The organism is Paraburkholderia sp. Tr-20389, from assembly GCF_017104565.1.
Taxonomy (GTDB): domain Bacteria; phylum Pseudomonadota; class Gammaproteobacteria; order Burkholderiales; family Burkholderiaceae; genus Paraburkholderia.
On the sequence record NZ_JAAGPD010000037.1, the window covers coordinates 80,759 to 95,668 of the forward strand.

A 14,910-nucleotide genomic window follows, 5' to 3' on the forward strand; every position below is an offset into this window, starting at 1 on the left:
CATGAAAGTATCGGCAGACATTCAGGCGCTCGTCGATCGGCGCAAGCAGGGACATAGCCTCGAAGCACCGTTCTATCTGAGCGAAGAAATCTTCAAGCTCGATATGGATGCGATTTTCCGTCAACACTGGATTCAGGTCGCCGTCGAGCCGGACGTTCCCGAGCCGGGCGATTACGTGACCGTCGAACTCGGCAGCGATTCGATCCTGATCGTGCGCGACGACGACATGAACGTGCGCGCCTTCCACAACGTGTGCCGCCATCGTGGCGCGCGCCTGTGCAACGAGGACAAGGGTAGCGTCGGCAATATCGTGTGTCCGTATCACAGCTGGACATACAACCTGTCGGGCGACCTGATGTTCGCCGAGCACATGGGCGAGCAGTTCGATCGCTGCAAGCACAGCCTGAAGAGCGTGCATGTCGAGAACCTGGCGGGCCTGATTTTCGTTTGCCTCGCGGAAAACCCGCCCGTCGATTTCGCCGTGATGCGCGCCGCGATGGAGCCGTATCTGCTGCCGCACGATCTGCCGAACTGCAAGATCGCCGCGCAGATCGACATCATCGAGAAAGGCAACTGGAAGCTCACGATGGAGAACAACCGCGAGTGCTACCACTGCGTCGCGAACCATCCGGAGCTGACCATTTCCCTCTACGAATACGGCTTCGGCTATCAGCGCTCGCCGGCGAACGCTGAAGGCATGGACGCGTTCGAGCGCACCTGCATCGAGCGGGCCAAGGAATGGGAAGAGATGGATCTGCCGTCCGTCGAGATCGATCGGTTGTCGGACGTGACGGGTTTCCGCACGCAACGTCTGCCGCTCGATCGCAGCGGCGAATCGCAGACGCTCGACGCGAAGGTCGCGTCGAAGAAATTGCTGGGCGAATTCAGGCAAGCCGACCTTGGCGGCCTGTCGTTCTGGACGCAGCCCAATTCGTGGCATCACTTCATGAGCGATCACATCGTGACGTTCTCGGTGATTCCGCTGTCGGCGGGTGAAACGCTGGTGCGCACCAAGTGGCTCGTGCACAAGGACGCGCAAGAGGGTGTCGATTACGACGTGAGCAACCTGACGGCCGTATGGAACGCGACCAACGACCAGGACCGTGCGCTCGTCGAATTCTCGCAGCGCGGCGCGTCCAGCAGCGCGTATGAGCCGGGTCCGTACTCGCCGTTCACGGAAGGGCTGGTCGAGAAGTTCAGCGACTGGTATGTGCGGCGCGTGGCTGCGCACATCGACAGCTCGGCTTCGGAGCCGCGCACGTTCAACATCAAGGCCGTTTGACCGAGCCTTCAGACAACACCGACCGGATGCCTGGCGGCAAGTGGAGCAAGCAATGATGCGCGATGGAGCAACCTTCGAACCCGTCGAAAGCCGCGTGACGAAGCCCGAATTCTGGAGCGCGTTGCCGGCGCGCTGGACGAGCGATGTCGAGGAGACGCTCGTGTGCTGCCAGGTTCGTCAGGAAACGCACGACGTGAAGAGCTTTTTCTTCCGTTCGCCGGAAGGCCGTGCGTTCGTGTTCGAGCCGGGTCAGTTCATTACACTCGAACTGGACATCGAGGGCGAGACGATCAATCGCTGCTATACGATCTCATCGTCGCCGACGCGCCCGCACACCATTTCGATTACGGTGAAGCGCGTGCCGGGTGGCAAGGTATCGAACTGGCTGCACGACAACCTGCAGGCGGGCGCGCGCGTGCGCGTGCTGGGCCCTGCGGGCGAATTCACCTGCGCGCGGCATCCGGCGCGCAAGTATCTGTTTTTGTCGGCGGGGTCGGGCATTACGCCGCTGATGTCGATGAGCCGTGCGCACCACGAGCTGAGCGAGGACCGCGACATCGTGTTCGTGCATAGCGCGCGTACGCCTGACGACATCATCTTTCCCCGGGAACTGGATCTGATTGCTTCGAATCAGGCGAACTTCCGAACTTCTTTTGTTTGTGAGCGGGTGGGTGCACGGACCAGCTGGCCGGGGATTACCGGGTTCTTGACGCTGCCTTTGCTCAAGCTGATTGCGCCGGATTTCATGGAGCGTGAGGTTTTCACTTGCGGACCTGCGCCTTATATGAAGGCGGTGCGCGATCTGCTCGATGAAGCGGGTTTTGATCGCAAGCAGTATCACGAGGAGAGTTTTTCGTTCGAGACCTTGATCGAGGCTGAGCCGCAAGTTGCGGCGGAAGTGCTCGAGGCCGAGCACAAGGCTGATGGCCATGCTGCGAATGGTACGCAGACCTTTTCGGTGAGCTTTACTCGTAGCAATCGGTCGATTGAATGTGGTTCGACGCAACATGTGCTCGATGCGGCCCGCCAGGCCGGGGTTCGGTTGCCGGCTTCATGTACTCAGGGCATGTGTGGCACATGCAAGGTCAAGCTTGTTTCTGGCCAGGTGGATATGAAGCACAACGGTGGGATCCGGCAGCGTGAGATCGATCAGGGGATGGTGTTGTTGTGTTGTAGCAAGCCGTTGAGCGATCTTGTTGTTGAGAAGTGATTTTTTTGTCTGCGACGCAGTCGCCATTCTGGTTTTTTTTTGCTGGCGAGCGCCTTTTTTTTCGCTGGCATCCGCGTGATGTTGTCTTGTTTCAGGCGTTGCCCCTGTGCGGGGCGGCACCTACTTTTCTTTGCAGCGGCAAAGAAAAGTAGGCAAAAGAAAGCCGCTCACACCGCTAGCGCTTGTTTTTTGCCTGCGGGCCCCCTACGGGTCCCGCGCTTCAAATGGCAGCGCACTAATCTCGGCTCGTTGCCATCGTGCTAACTGAATGCATCACCCGCTTTACATGCCCGCGTCATGGACCGCGGTACCAGGAAGTCCACTGCCGCCCAGGCGGCAAACTGTGTGTAGGCTGTCTCGACGGAGGTGCACCGCTCCGGACTGAAAAGCGGATTGGTGTCGTAGTATCGCTACTGGTTTTTTTGCTGGCGAGCGCCTTTTTTTTCGCTGGCATCCGCGTGATGTTGTCTTGTTTCAGGCGTTGCCCCTGTGCGGGGCGGCACCTACTTTTCTTTGCAGCGGCAAAGAAAAGTAGGCAAAAGAAAGCCGCTCACACCGCTAGCGCTTGTTTTTTGCCTGCGGGCCCCCTACGGGTCCCGCGCTTCAAATGGCAGCGCACTAATCTCGGCTCGTTGCCATCGTGCTAACTGAATGCATCACCCGCTTTACATGCCCGCGTCATGGACCGCGGTACCAGGAAGTCCACTGCCGCCCAGGCGGCAAACTGTGTGTAGGCCGTCGCGATAGAAGTGCACCACTCCGGACTGAAAAGCGGATTGGTGTCGTAGGATCGCTAATGCATGTGGTGCGAAAACCTACACACAGTTTGCCACCTGGGCGGCGCAGACGACTCGCTGCCGCTGGCTGAACTACGGGTTGCTGGAGTGGGTGATGCGCTTGTTAGCGCGCTGGCAACGGGCGTTAAAAGGTGTGTTGCCGTGTGGAGTGCGGGACCCGTAGGGGGCCCGCAGGCAAGAAGAAGGATTGGCGGTGTGAGCGGCTTTCTTTTGCCTACTTTTCTTTGCCGCTGCAAAGAAAAGTAGGTGCCGCCCCGCACAGGGGCAACGCCTGAAACAAGACAACATCACGCGGATGCCAGCGAAAAACCAGGAACTGCGACTGCGTCGCAGACAAACAAAACCTTAAACGGCGACTGCGTCGCAGAGAAGAAAAAACCCAAGTCGCATACAGACAAGAACCCGTCGCAAACCCGACCACCATCGACTTTCTGGTTAGCGATTCTAAAACTACACCGCACCTGCGGCCACAAGGAGATCGACCATGAAGCACCTGAAAAAACTGATGTTGTGCGGGGCACTGATCGCAACCATGACCGCGATCGGCACGGCGGCTGCAGATACCAAACCCACCATCAAGATCGGCTACGTCGAAGGCTGGGACGACAGCGTCGCCACTTCCAACGTCGCCGCGCAGATCATCGAAAAACGTCTCGGCTATCCGGTGCAACTCGTGCCCGTCGCAGCCGGCATCATGTGGCAGGGCGTCGCGCGCGGCGATCTCGACGCGACTCTGTCGGCATGGCTGCCCGTCACGCACGGCGCGTACTGGGATCAGTTCAAGGGCAAGGTGCAAGACCTGGGAGCTAACTATACCGACGCGAAGATCGGTCTGATTGTGCCCGCCGACGTACCCGAGAAAAGCATCAGCGACCTGCAGGCGCATAAGGCCGACTTCTCGGGCCGTATCGTCGGTATCGACGCCGGCGCGGGCGTGATGAAGAAAACCAGCGAGGCAATCAAAGCCTATAACCTCGACTATCAACTGATGCCGAGTTCGGGCAGCGCAATGACCGCGGAACTTGCTCGCTCAATGAATGCCAATAAACCTGTGATCGTCACGGGTTGGGTGCCGCACTGGATGTTCGCGAAGTGGAAGCTGAAGTTCCTCGAAGACCCGAAGAAGGTGTACGGCGAGTCCGAGCACGTGGATAGCGTCGTCAATCCGGGCCTCGATACAAAGGCTCCGCAAGTGGTCGCGTTTCTGAAGAAATTTCAATGGAAGCCGGGCGAAATCGACAGCGTCATGCTGGCGACGGAGAACGGCGCCAAGCCTGCCGACGCAGCCGGATCGTGGATCGCCTCACACGGCGACCGCGTGAATAGCTGGGTAGGCGGAGCACAATAACCGTCCTTCTCTAACGCGTTCTAATTAGGGTTTTAATGGCGATGCGAATGCGCTGCGCGCGCATCCGCATCGCCGTGTCACCGGTTGTTTGTGTTCCAGCCAGCGCGCAGGCTCTTTCTAAAAAGGGAGACTCTGGATGGATCAGACAGGACTGCGCTCGCGCAGTATCGAAGGCTCGAGCAATGGTACGAGCGACAGCGCCGCACATGAAGGCCATGCGCTGCAACGCGGCCTCACATGGAAAGACGCATTCTGGGTGACGAGCGGCGTGCCTGGCGGCGTGCTGTTCACGATCGGCGGCGTATCGGCGACGATCGGTCAACCCGCGTGGGCCATCTGGGTCGCAGCGATCCTGATGGGTCTCATTCAAAGCGCGACCTACGCTGAAATTTCAGGGCTTTTCCCGCACAAGTCGGGTGGCGCGTCCGTGTATGGCGCGATGGCCTGGGTGCGCTACAGCAAGACCATTGCGCCTGTTTCCGTGTGGTGCAACTGGCTCGCGTGGTCGCCCATGCTCGCATTGGGCACGGGCCTCGCCGCCAATTACGCGCTCTCCAGTCTGTATGCACCCGACGCCGCGATCAACACATGGCGTCTGACACTGCTCGACCTGAGCTTCATCAAGCAAGGGCTGTCGTTGCGCATCAACGCGACGTTCATCATCGCGGCGATCTTCCTGCTGATCACCTTCAAGCTGCAGCATAGCGGCGCTTCAAAAGCCGCTAAAACGCAGCGCATTCTCGGGATTGCTTCGCTTGCGCCGCTGCTGATCGTCGGCATCGTGCCGTTCGTCACGGGCGATGTGCCCGCTGCGCATCTGTGGCCGCTGCTGCCGCTCGGACACGACGCACAAGGCAACGTAACGGCAGCGACATTCGGCTCATGGAACGGCGCGGGCATCACGATGGCGTTCGGCGCGATGTTCATGGCGGGCTGGGCCGCGTATGGCTTCGAGACGGCTGTCTGCTACACGCGTGAATTCCGCAATCCGCGTACCGACACGGTCAAGGCAATCTTCTGGTCCGGCATGGCGTGTCTGCTCGTGATGACGCTCGTGCCGCTCGCGTTCCAGGGTGTATTGGGCACGAAGGGTATGCTCGATCCGAAAATCGCCGACGGCACGGGTGTGGCGGCTGCGATGGCGCATATGGTGGGCGGCGGCGCGATCGTGTTCGACGTGGTGGTCGTCATGCTGATGCTCACCATCCTGCTGATCGTGATGACGTCGATGATGGGTTCGTCGCGCACGCTGTATCAGGCATCCGTCGACGGCTGGCTGCCGAAGTATCTGTCGCACGTCAACGAGCACGGCGCGCCGACGCGCGCGATGTGGACCGATCTCGGCTTCAATCTGATCCTGCTGCTGATGTCCGACTACATGACGGTACTGTCGATCTCGAACGTCTGCTACATGATCTTTGTGTTCCTGAATCTGCAATCGGGCTGGATTCACCGGCTGGATCGCGCGGATGCCGACCGTCCGTTCCGCTGCCCGCCGTGGCTGCTCGCAGCGGGTGCGTTGTGCGGCTATCTGGATCTCGCGTTCATCGGCGCGGGCGCCGACATGCAAGGCGAGGGGACGATGCGCAACGGTCTGATCGCGATGCTGCTGATCGTGCCCGTGTTCATGTTCCGCCATTACTGGCAGGACCGTGGGCGCTTTCCGGCGCGCATGCAGCAGGACATGGAGTGGAAGGGCGGCGCGCGGCCTGCCGGCCTGCGCGGTGTGCTGCCGTACGGCGCATTGCTGCTAGCCGTTTTTGTGGTGTGGTTCTCGCATCATCTGGCGAAGCCGTTTCTGTGAGCATCGCCTGAATGCTGGCCGCCGCGTCTGCGATGCAGCGCGGCGGCTTGTGCTTTTAGAGCACGACGGTTCGATCGCCATTGATGAACACGCGGCGCTCGACAAACGCCTTCACCGCGCGCGCCAGCGTGATGCACTCGACATCGCGGCCCACGGCAAGCATGCGCTCCGGACCATACGAATGATCGACGCGCTGCACTTCCTGTTCGATGATCGGACCTTCGTCGAGATCGTCGGTGACGAAGTGGGCCGTCGCGCCAATCAGCTTCACGCCGCGCGCATGCGCCTGGTGATACGGCCGCGCGCCCTTGAAGCCGGGCAGGAACGAGTGATGGATGTTGATCGCGCGGCCCGCGAGCGCGCGGCTCGTTTCATCGGACAAAATCTGCATGTAGCGCGCGAGGATCATCAGTTCCGCGCCGCTCGTTTCGAACAGGTCGAGAATCTGCGCTTCCTGCTGCGCTTTCGTTTCGGGCGTCAGCGGAAAGTGATGGAACGGCAGACCGTGCTGCGCGGCAAGCGGCTCGAAATCAGGGTGATTCGACGCAATGCCGACGATGTCCATCTTCAGCTCGCCCATGCGCCAGCGGAACAGCAGGTCCGCCAGACAGTGTTCAAGCTTCGACACCATGATCAGCACTTTCGGCCGCGTCTCGAGGTCGTGCATCGCCCATGTCATGTCGAAGTCGGCGGCAATGGGGCGAAACTCGTGGCGTAGCGTGTCGATATGCAACGTAGCGTCGGGCGCGCTACCCACGCCATGAAACACGCAGCGCACGAAAAAGCGCTCGCTGATGTCGTCGTCGAACACAGTCAGCTCGTCGATGTAGCAGTGATGCCGATCGAGAAAGCCGACGACGGCGGCGACCTGTCCGGCGGCGCTCGGGCAGGAAAGGGTCAGCGCGAACTGCTGGTGGCGATCGGTGGCGGGCATGCGGTCCTCTGTCTTCGATATGGGATTCCCGCATGGCCGCGCCAGTGGTCGTGCAGCGCAGCGTGGCGCGGCAAGCGGGATGATCAAGTAAATCAGCCCAATTTGCGCGCGCATAGAACCGAAGCGCCGTGCTCGTAGTATCGGAACGTCAGGCGTGCGCGTGCTCGCTCGCGTCCACCAGTTCGTTGAAAAGCCAGCGCCGGAACAGCGGCACGGCGGCGGGCGCGGGGCGGGCAGGCGGGCAGACGAGGTAGTAGCCGCGCTCGGTCGTCACGGGCGTGTCGAGCAGACGCACGAGCTGACCCGTCGCGACGAGTTCGTCGGTCAGCGGCGTCCAGCCGAGCGCGACGCCCTGGCCCATCAGCGCGGCCTGCACGACGAGCGAATAGCTGTTGAACATCATGCCCTGGCTTTCTTCGGGCGCGGCAAGGCCGTGTGCGGCGAACCAGCTATTCCACGCGAGCCAGCGCTCGGGCTCGGTGGGCTGCACGTGCAGGAGCGGCAGTGCGGCGAGATCGGCGGCCGTATGCACGGCCGGGTGCAGCTTCTGGAAGGCGGGCGAACACACGGCCGTGACAGCTTCGGCGAACAGGCGTGTGGACGTGCAGGGCGGCCAATGGCCGTCGCCGAATGCAATGGCGATGTCGGCATGATCGCGGTGCGGGTCGTAGCCGAGTTGCGATGTGACGATCTTCACGTTGACGCCGGGCATCGATGCTTTGAGGCGTGCAAGACGCGGCATCAGCCAGTAAGTGGCGAAACCGGCGTCGGTGAGTATCGTCAATGCGCCCGTGGCGCGGCGCGCGCGGATGTCGGAGGTGGCCTCGCGGATCGTGTCGAGCCCGCTGCGCACCGCTTCGTACAGCAGCACGCCTTCGGGCGTGAGCGTCACGCCGCGATGGCCGCGCTCGAACAACGGCGCGCCGAGATCTTCTTCGAGCTGCACGATGCGTTGGCTCACGGCGGGCTGCGTCGAGCCGAGCTCGCGCGCGGCGGCCGTGAAGCTCGCGAGTCGCGCGGCCGATTCGAAGGCCGATAGAGCCTGCATCGGCGGAAGACGGTCTGGTCCCGGCATAAGATCCCCTTATGGGCCGATAAGCGCACGCCGCCTTCACAACGTTTTAATGAGCGGCAATAGTGAAGTGAATGCGCGGCGTTCCGCACTGTTGCGAGCACCGCGCTTCGAAGCGTAACCGTACGATTCTAATCCGCCCCGTCCATGAGCCTTAATACAAAGCAGAATATCCTTATCCTGATGGCCGATCAGATGACGCCGTTCGCATTGCGTGCGTATGGCAATCAGGTCTCGCTGACGCCGCGCATCGATGCGCTCGCGAAAGAAGGCGTCGTGTTCGATTCCGCGTACTGCGCGAGCCCGCTGTGCGCGCCGGCCCGCTTTTCGATGATGGCGGGCAAACGGCCCGCTGCAATCGGTGCTTACGATAACGCCGCCGAATTGCCTGCGCAAACACTGACGTTCGCTCACTATCTGCGTGCCGCGGGCTATCGGACGATCCTTTCCGGCAAGATGCATTTCTGCGGCCCGGACCAGTTGCATGGCTTCGAAGAGCGTTTGACCACCGACATCTATCCCGCGGATTTCGGCTGGGTGCCGGACTGGGATCGCCCGGACGTGCGGCCCAGCTGGTATCACAACATGAGTTCGGTGCTGGATGCGGGACCGTGCGTGCGTACGAACCAGCTGGATTTCGACGACGAAGTCACCTACACGACGCGACAGAAGCTCTTCGACATCGTGCGCGAGCGCTCGGCGGGCGGCGACGCGCGGCCGTTTTGCGTGGTCGCGTCGCTGACGCATCCGCATGATCCTTACGCGATACCGCAGCAGTACTGGGATATGTATCGCGATGAAGAGATCGACATGCCGCGCGTCACGCTCACGCGCGATGAAAGCGATCCGCATTCGAAGCGCCTGCGCGACGTCTACGAAGCGGACCTCACGCCGCCAACGGAACAACAGATCCGCGATGCGCGGCACGCGTATTACGGCGCGCTATCGTATGTCGATGCGCAATTCGGCGCGATTCTCGACACGCTCAAGGCAACGGGACTCGCCGACGATACGATTGTCATCGTTACGTCGGATCACGGTGAAATGCTCGGCGAGCGCGGCCTCTGGTACAAGATGACCTGCTTCGAAGGCGGCGTGCGCGTGCCGCTGATCGTGCACGCGCCGAAGCAGTTTCACGCGCATCGCGTGGCGGCGTCGGTATCGCATGTCGATCTTCTGCCCACGCTGGTCGGAATGGCAACGGGAGCGCGCCGCTCGGAGTGGCCCGATACCGTCGATGGACACAGTCTCGTTCCGCATCTGCACAACGACGGCGGCCACGACGAAGCCATCGTCGAATACTTTGCTGAAGGCGCGATTGCGCCGATGTTGATGATCCGGCGCGGCCAGTACAAGTTCATTCACACGCCCGTCGATCCGGACCAGCTTTACGATCTCGCGAATGATCCTCAGGAACGTGTCAATCTTGCGCAGGATCCGGCAGCCGCGACGCTCGTCGAAGCCTTTCGCAAAGAGATCGCGCAGCGCTGGGATATTCCCGCACTGCATCAAGCTGTGCTCGCCAGCCAGCGCCGCCGCCGCTTTCACTTCGAGGCGACGACACAAGGCACGATCCGCTCATGGGACTGGCAGCCATTCAACGATGCGAGCCAGCGCTATATGCGCAATCACATCGAACTCGATACGCTCGAAGCGATGGCGCGTTACCCGCGCGTCGTCTCGCGCTGATCAATCTGGTAACGAAGACAACTCGATACGGGAGCCCTACGATGAACACACGCTGGAGAAGTTCGCTTGCCAAGGCTGCGTTGATGCTTTCTGCATTCGGCATGGCCTTGACGGGATCGTCGCATGCCGCCGAACCGCAAAGCTGTACGCAGGTGCGCATGGCCGATCCCGGCTGGACCGACATCGACGCGACGAATGCAGTGGCGGGTGTGCTGCTGAAAGCACTCGGCTATCAGCAGAACGTGTCGAACCTGTCGGTGCCGATCACCTATCAGGGCCTGAAAAAAGGTCAAATCGACGTGTTTCTCGGCAACTGGATGCCCGCACAAGGTCCGCTCGTCAAACCGTTCGTTGACGAACACTCGATCGACGTGCTGCACGCGAATCTGACCAACGCGAAATTCACACTCGCCGTGCCGGATTACGTGGCGGCGGCCGGTGTGCATTCGTTTGCCGACCTCGTCAAACATGCGGATCAGTTCAACGGCAAGATCTATGGCATCGAGCCGGGCGCACCCGCCAATCAGAACATCAAGAAGATGATTGCGGACAAGGCGTTCGGGCTCGGTGACTGGAAGGTGGTCGAATCGAGCGAGACGGGCATGCTGACGCAAGTGGAGCGGGCCGTGCGGGACAAGCAGTGGATCGTGTTCCTTGCGTGGGAGCCGCATTTGATGAACACGAAATTTCACTTGACCTATCTGTCTGGCGGCGACGCGTATTTCGGGCCGAACTACGGCGGCGCGACGGTGAATACGGTGACGCGTCCGGGTTTTGCAGGGCAGTGCACGAATCTCGCGAAGCTGTTTCAACAGATGACGTTCAATGTCGACATGGAGAACCAGATCATTGCGAACGTTCTGCAAAACAAGGTGGACATCAATACAGCGGCATTGACTGCGCTAAAGGGTAATCCCGATTTGTTAAATGCATGGCTCAAGGGCGTGACGACCACGAGCGGAGCAGACGGATTGCAGGCTGTTCAGGCGCAACTCGGCATTCACTAAAGCGTCATTGCAAGTACTTCAAAAAGCGCGCGGAGCCGAAGGGCCGCGCGCTTTTCATTTGTGACACGTGTATTTCTTTTTGCAGTCGTGTCGCTATCAGACCAATGTGTGTCGTGTCTGGTCGAGTCGAATGAAAAATGGATTTGTACTGTGCCTTCATCGTGGTGCGAATTGCACACGCCGCGGAGTGCGCTTCGCATTCCTATTCCCTCATAGCCAGGCAAGAGAGAACGATACGATGAAAAAGCTGAATGCCGCAGCACTGACAGGCGTCGCGCTAGCGCTCGCCGGAGTTTCGAACGCGAGCCATGCGCAAAGCAGCGTCACGCTGTATGGGATCCTCGACGCGGGCATTACGTGGGTCAATAACACGGGCGGCTCGCATGTCGTGAAGTTCGACGACGGCATTTCGTACGGCAACCGCTTCGGCATCAAAGGCACGGAAGATCTCGGCGGCGGACTGCAAGCGGTATTCGTGCTCGAAAGCGGGTTTCACCTCGGCAATGGGCAGCTGGGCTTCGGCAGCACGCTGTTCGGCCGTCAGGCCTATGTGGGCCTGAAGAACCAGTGGGGCACGCTGTCGTTCGGCAATCAGCTCGATATGACGGAGGAGATGGTGTACCTGTACAACGTCTCGGCATGGGCGAGCGGCTACGCGATTCACCAGGGCGACTTCGACCGCTTCAATGGCGACCGTCTGCCCAATTCGGTGAAGTTCCTGTCGAATGAATTCGCGGGCTTCATGTTCGGCGGCATGTATTCGTTCGGCAATGTCGCGGGGGACTTCCATCAGGACAGCGCATGGAGCGTCGGTGCGCACTATGCCAACGGAGCATTCACGGCGGGCGCGGCTTATACGCAACTTAACAATCCGCACGGCATCTACGCATTCGATCCGTATGCGATGCTCGGCGTGCACACGTTCCTCGGCCAGCAGACGGTCACCGTCGATCCGGCAACGGGCGCAAGAACGGATCTCTTCTCGAGCAATCCGTTCCCCGTCGACAAGCAGGGCACGTTCGGTATCGGCTCGAGCTACGCGATCGGCGACGTGACGCTGATGGGCAACTTCACCTATACGACGATCAAGGGCCTGGGCGTCACGTCGCACATGAAGGTCGGCGAAGGCGGCGCCAGCTGGCAGGTGACGCCGGCGTTCAGCGTGATCGGCGGCTACCAGTACACGAATTTCGAAGGGCACCACTGGAATCAGGGCTCGCTCGGCGCGCATTATCTGCTTTCCAAGCGGACGGATGTCTATATTTCGGGTGACTATCTGAAGGCTTCGAGCGGCGTGGATGCGGTGATCGGCTATAGCTTCACGCCGTCCACCACGACGACGCAAGCCGACGTCCGCATTGGCATGCGCCACTCGTTCTGATCGTATCGAGTACTTGCACCCATCTGCTTTGCCCGCAACGGGCGAAGCAGGTCTAAAGAACCATCCGGCGAGTCAGGGTGCGGCGGCTTCGCGTGTCGAAAGCGTTCTGCCGCCCGCCCCGTGATGCGGCGGACTGCGGTCGCTGCGCGGACTCGCGCCGAAACGCGCCCGATAGGTCCGGGAGAAATGCGAAGGCGATTCGAATCCGCATGCGACGCAGATCGCCGTAATCGACATGTCCGTCTGCCGCAAAAGCTCACGCGCGCGATCGAGCCGCAATTGCAGATAGAAATGCGTCGGCGTGTCCTTCAACGATGAGCAGAAGAGCCGTTCGAGCTGCCTGCGCGTGACGCCGATTTCCTGCGCCAGATCGGCGGGCGCAAGCGGCTCTTCCATGTTCTGTTCCATCACGCCGATCACCTGAATCAGCTTGCGGTTGTGCACGCCGTAGCGCGCGGCGATTTCCATGCGCTGATGATCGGACCGCTGACGGATGCGGCTCACGACGAATTGCTCGGATATCGCTGAAGCAAGCGCGGCGCCGTGATTGCGCGAGATCAGGTCGAGCATCATGTCGATCGAAGCGGTGCCGCCCGCGCAGGTAATGCGCCGTTCGCCGATTTCGAACAACTCGTCGCTGGCCTGCACCGATGGATAGTGCTCGCGAAACGCGGCGAGCGCTTCCCAATGCAGTGTCACGCTGTCCGTGGCGCGCAGCAGTCCCGCTTCCGCCAGAATGAACGCACCCGTGTCGATGCCGCCTAGTGTGGCGTGCGCACGATCCATCCGCTTGAGCCAGTCGCCGAGCGCACGGCTATAGCACGCGAGCGGCTCGAAGCCCGCTACGACAAAGACCGTTGACGCGTGATGCACATCGCCGAACGCGGCTTCGGCATTCAGCGAAATACCGTTGCTCGCGGTGACGGGCGCGCCGTCCACACTCAAGATGTGCCAGCGGTACAGATCTTCGCGAAAGCGGTTCGCGACGCGTAAAGGCTCGATGGCCGACATGAAGCCGATGGCCGAAAAGCCGGGCAGCAGCAGAAACGAAATGTCTTCGGGCATCGCTCGATCGTCGGGAGTGAGGTCGACCGGATTCGTCGAATCCGGCGAGCGTAGCAAGCAGCATGCAAGCCGGCAAGCCGCCAATAATCGGCGCGACGCATGGCGCAGCGCACCATTCGCGCGGCCTTCACCGGGCGTAGTGCCGCATGCTGGTTTTCCCTCATGGTCGCTCGCGAGCAAGAACGGGTCGCTGGCGGTCGATTTTGCCGGAATATGGATTTGTACCTTTAATGCACATCACGTCGTTGTCGTTTCATTCGTCGCCCGCGTCGCGGGCGTTCAAAACCATTACGAGCCGGTTCAAAGGGGATCGTCATGAAGTGGATCAACCAGGCTGTTTCCGCATGTCTTGCCGGCCTTCTGGCCGCACTGTCGTTGCCCGCGCTCGCGCAGGATCCGGCGAGCTGCCGTGCCGTGCATTTCGCGGATATCGGCTGGACCGACATCACGTCGACGACGGCGCTCGCGTCGACGGTATTCGAGGGACTGGGCTATCAGCCGGTGACGACGGTGGCCTCCGTGCCGATTTCGTTTGCCGGTTTGAAGAGCAAGCAACTGGACGTGTCGCTCGGCTACTGGTGGCCGGTGCAGGAAAAGGCGATTGCGCCGTTCGTCGACGCGAAATCGATCAACGTGTTGCAGCCGCCCAATCTGACGGGTGCGAAGGCGACCTTTGCCGTGCCGACCTATGAATACGACGCAGGGCTGAAGACCTTTGCCGATATCGCGAAGCACCGCGCGGAACTCGACGGAAAGATTTATGGCATCGAACCGGGCAGCAGCGCGAATGCCGCGATTCAGAAAATGATCGCGACCAATCAGTTCGGTCTCGGCGGATTCAAGCTGATCGAATCGAGCGAGGCGGGCATGCTCGTTACGGTCGACCGTGCGGTGCGCGAGAAGAAATGGGTTGTATTTCTCGGCTGGCAGCCGCATCCGATGAACATCCAGATCGACATGAAGTACCTGAGCGGCAGCGAAGGCGTATTCGGTCCCAACGATGGCGAAGCGCGCGTCTATACACTGACATCGCCTGATTTTCTGACGCGTTGCCCGAATGCCGGCAAGCTCGTGAGCAACCTGCGCTTTACCACGCAGCTCGAGAACGTGGTGATGCAGTCAGTGATGAACAAGGAGAAGCCTTCCGAAGCCGCTAAAGCCTATTTGAAAAAGAACCCGCAAGTACTCGATGAATGGCTGGCGGGCGTGAAGACGTATGACGGCAAGGATGGCTTGCCGGCAGTGAAGGCTTATCTCGGTCTTTGAAATTTGACATTCGAATACGAAGAGTACTTTTTCATTGCGACTCTTCAGATCCAAC

At 60.5% G+C, this 14,910-nt stretch carries 11 protein-coding genes; 8 read left to right on the top strand and 3 right to left on the bottom strand.

Annotated features, from left to right (window positions below; genetic code table 11):
- Nucleotide 1 precedes the first annotated feature (1 nt).
- From G3N95_RS28450 to G3N95_RS28465, 4 genes are all read left to right on the top strand, one after another.
- Nucleotides 2–1,282 carry an aromatic ring-hydroxylating dioxygenase subunit alpha gene (locus G3N95_RS28450; protein WP_205973429.1) on the top strand — a complete coding sequence of 427 codons (1,281 nt, stop codon included), beginning with the start codon at nucleotides 2–4 and terminating at the stop codon, nucleotides 1,280–1,282.
- 52 nt (nucleotides 1,283–1,334) lie between these two features.
- The gene (locus G3N95_RS28455; RefSeq protein WP_205973464.1) at nucleotides 1,335–2,492 is read left to right on the top strand and encodes a hybrid-cluster NAD(P)-dependent oxidoreductase; all 1,158 of its coding nucleotides are present in this window, start codon (nucleotides 1,335–1,337) and stop codon (nucleotides 2,490–2,492) included.
- A gap of 1,281 nt (nucleotides 2,493–3,773) precedes the next feature.
- The gene (locus G3N95_RS28460; RefSeq protein WP_205973430.1) at nucleotides 3,774–4,637 is read left to right on the top strand and encodes a glycine betaine ABC transporter substrate-binding protein; all 864 of its coding nucleotides are present in this window, start codon (nucleotides 3,774–3,776) and stop codon (nucleotides 4,635–4,637) included.
- Between the two features lie 136 nt (nucleotides 4,638–4,773).
- Nucleotides 4,774–6,441 carry an APC family permease gene (locus G3N95_RS28465; RefSeq protein WP_205973431.1) on the top strand — a complete coding sequence of 556 codons (1,668 nt, stop codon included), beginning with the start codon at nucleotides 4,774–4,776 and terminating at the stop codon, nucleotides 6,439–6,441.
- A 55-nt stretch (nucleotides 6,442–6,496) separates the two neighbouring features.
- Here the strand turns inward: G3N95_RS28465 and purU are convergent, their stop codons facing one another.
- Together purU and G3N95_RS28475 are read right to left on the bottom strand one after the other, a co-directional pair.
- Nucleotides 6,497–7,375 (bottom strand): formyltetrahydrofolate deformylase, encoded by an 879-nt coding sequence (gene purU, locus G3N95_RS28470; protein ID WP_205973432.1) that lies wholly within the window; start codon nucleotides 7,373–7,375, stop codon nucleotides 6,497–6,499.
- Between the two features lie 148 nt (nucleotides 7,376–7,523).
- The gene (locus G3N95_RS28475) at nucleotides 7,524–8,450 is read right to left on the bottom strand and encodes a LysR substrate-binding domain-containing protein (RefSeq protein WP_205973433.1); all 927 of its coding nucleotides are present in this window, start codon (nucleotides 8,448–8,450) and stop codon (nucleotides 7,524–7,526) included.
- A gap of 144 nt (nucleotides 8,451–8,594) precedes the next feature.
- Here G3N95_RS28475 and betC point away from each other — a divergent pair, with 144 nt between their 5' ends.
- From betC to G3N95_RS28490, 3 genes are all read left to right on the top strand, one after another.
- Complete coding sequence (betC, locus tag G3N95_RS28480; RefSeq protein ID WP_205973434.1) at nucleotides 8,595–10,136, top strand: choline-sulfatase; 1,542 nt, start codon at nucleotides 8,595–8,597, stop codon at nucleotides 10,134–10,136.
- An 83-nt stretch (nucleotides 10,137–10,219) separates the two neighbouring features.
- Nucleotides 10,220–11,143, top strand: a complete 924-nt coding sequence (locus G3N95_RS28485) for a choline ABC transporter substrate-binding protein (protein WP_241019009.1) — start codon at nucleotides 10,220–10,222, stop codon at nucleotides 11,141–11,143.
- A gap of 238 nt (nucleotides 11,144–11,381) precedes the next feature.
- Nucleotides 11,382–12,524: a porin gene (locus G3N95_RS28490; RefSeq protein WP_205973436.1), complete on the top strand. Its 1,143-nt coding sequence runs from the start codon at nucleotides 11,382–11,384 to the stop codon at nucleotides 12,522–12,524.
- Nucleotides 12,525–12,596: 72 nt separating this feature from the next.
- Here the strand turns inward: G3N95_RS28490 and G3N95_RS28495 are convergent, their stop codons facing one another.
- The gene (locus G3N95_RS28495) at nucleotides 12,597–13,589 is read right to left on the bottom strand and encodes a GlxA family transcriptional regulator (protein ID WP_205973437.1); all 993 of its coding nucleotides are present in this window, start codon (nucleotides 13,587–13,589) and stop codon (nucleotides 12,597–12,599) included.
- A gap of 315 nt (nucleotides 13,590–13,904) precedes the next feature.
- On the opposite strand from G3N95_RS28495, the gene G3N95_RS28500 reads away from it, so the two are divergent.
- A complete protein-coding gene (locus tag G3N95_RS28500) occupies nucleotides 13,905–14,855 on the top strand; it encodes a choline ABC transporter substrate-binding protein (protein ID WP_205973438.1) in 951 nt (316 codons plus the stop codon).
- Nucleotides 14,856–14,910: the final 55 nt, after the last annotated feature.

Coding starts and splice junctions, on each gene's coding strand:
- G3N95_RS28450 (WP_205973429.1), top strand. CDS start 2: ATGAAAGTATCGGCAGACATTCAGGCGCTCGTCGATCGGCGCAAGCAG.
- G3N95_RS28455 (WP_205973464.1), top strand. CDS start 1,335: ATGATGCGCGATGGAGCAACCTTCGAACCCGTCGAAAGCCGCGTGACG.
- G3N95_RS28460 (WP_205973430.1), top strand. CDS start 3,774: ATGAAGCACCTGAAAAAACTGATGTTGTGCGGGGCACTGATCGCAACC.
- G3N95_RS28465 (WP_205973431.1), top strand. CDS start 4,774: ATGGATCAGACAGGACTGCGCTCGCGCAGTATCGAAGGCTCGAGCAAT.
- purU (WP_205973432.1), bottom strand. CDS start 7,375: ATGCCCGCCACCGATCGCCACCAGCAGTTCGCGCTGACCCTTTCCTGC.
- G3N95_RS28475 (WP_205973433.1), bottom strand. CDS start 8,450: ATGCCGGGACCAGACCGTCTTCCGCCGATGCAGGCTCTATCGGCCTTC.
- betC (WP_205973434.1), top strand. CDS start 8,595: ATGAGCCTTAATACAAAGCAGAATATCCTTATCCTGATGGCCGATCAG.
- G3N95_RS28485 (WP_241019009.1), top strand. CDS start 10,220: ATGCTTTCTGCATTCGGCATGGCCTTGACGGGATCGTCGCATGCCGCC.
- G3N95_RS28490 (WP_205973436.1), top strand. CDS start 11,382: ATGAAAAAGCTGAATGCCGCAGCACTGACAGGCGTCGCGCTAGCGCTC.
- G3N95_RS28495 (WP_205973437.1), bottom strand. CDS start 13,589: ATGCCCGAAGACATTTCGTTTCTGCTGCTGCCCGGCTTTTCGGCCATC.
- G3N95_RS28500 (WP_205973438.1), top strand. CDS start 13,905: ATGAAGTGGATCAACCAGGCTGTTTCCGCATGTCTTGCCGGCCTTCTG.